Genomic DNA, 886 nt, shown 5'->3' on the forward strand with positions numbered 1-886 from the left:
GCTGCGAAACAAGCCTGACCATAGTGAGCAATGCCATCCCCACAGACACCCACTTCTACTAGCAGCGAGGTGAAAGCGTGCGTCAAAGCGCCGTCCGCTCATCCGTTGGCGCCTCGGGCGGGAATTCAACCAACTCATACACATCCGTAAGCGCCAAGACCGCCTGAATAGCTTCAAGCGTCATCGTCGCATCACGGCCCACCACCTCCGTCAGCACCCAGGCCTGTGGCCCTTGACGGACAAAGCGTTCGATATGATACGTTTGTTGGGCGATAAGAATATATTCTTGCAACGTATCAAGCGCACGCTACTGTTGAAATTTAACCCCGCGATCATAACGCTCCGTTGATGGCGAGAGAATTTCAATAATAACCGTAGGATTAAGCAGCGTATCCCGTTTAACCTGATCAGCAAATTTAGGTTGTCCACAGACAAGTGTAAGATCAGGGTAGGTATACAATCCGGTCTTTGCCACCTTCACACGCATATCGCTCGGATAGATACGACAACCACGTCCCCGAATCTGATTATACAGACTAGCATGAACATTGCTGGCAATAAGATTATGCGCCTCACTTGCGCCCGACATGGCAAAAAGCTCACCAGCATAATACTCATGCTTGATCGTACTTACCCGTTCGCGCTCAAGATAGGCGGCTTCACTGAGGTACGGTCTAGGTTGAGCGTTCATAGAGCTAAACTTGTCATGATCAAATCTTCATGTGCAAACTGTAGCCAGCGTTCAGCCTCGTTCATACAAAACCCTGCCCTTCGCCACAATCTCATTACGCACAAAGGTGCGTTCTTGTGCCAATTGGCGAAACTCGGCTGGCGTATAGACGAAGATGTCTAACCCTACTTGGGGCCGCAAGAGGCGGATGAGCCT

The 886-nt window shown here is 50.6% G+C and carries 2 protein-coding genes; both read right to left on the minus strand.

Features of this window, described 5'->3' with window-relative positions; all coding sequences use genetic code 11:
- Window positions 1-82: 82 nt before the first annotated feature.
- A complete protein-coding gene (locus CJ255_RS24585) occupies window positions 83-292 on the minus strand; it encodes a hypothetical protein (protein WP_245863669.1) in 210 nt (69 codons plus the stop codon).
- A 15-nt stretch (window positions 293-307) separates the two neighbouring features.
- A complete protein-coding gene (locus CJ255_RS24590) occupies window positions 308-691 on the minus strand; it encodes a Uma2 family endonuclease (protein WP_245863671.1) in 384 nt (127 codons plus the stop codon).
- Between the last annotated feature and the right edge of the window lie 195 nt (window positions 692-886).

The sequence above is a fragment of the Candidatus Viridilinea mediisalina genome (genome assembly GCF_002532535.1).
Lineage (GTDB): Bacteria > Chloroflexota > Chloroflexia > Chloroflexales > Chloroflexaceae > Viridilinea > Viridilinea mediisalina.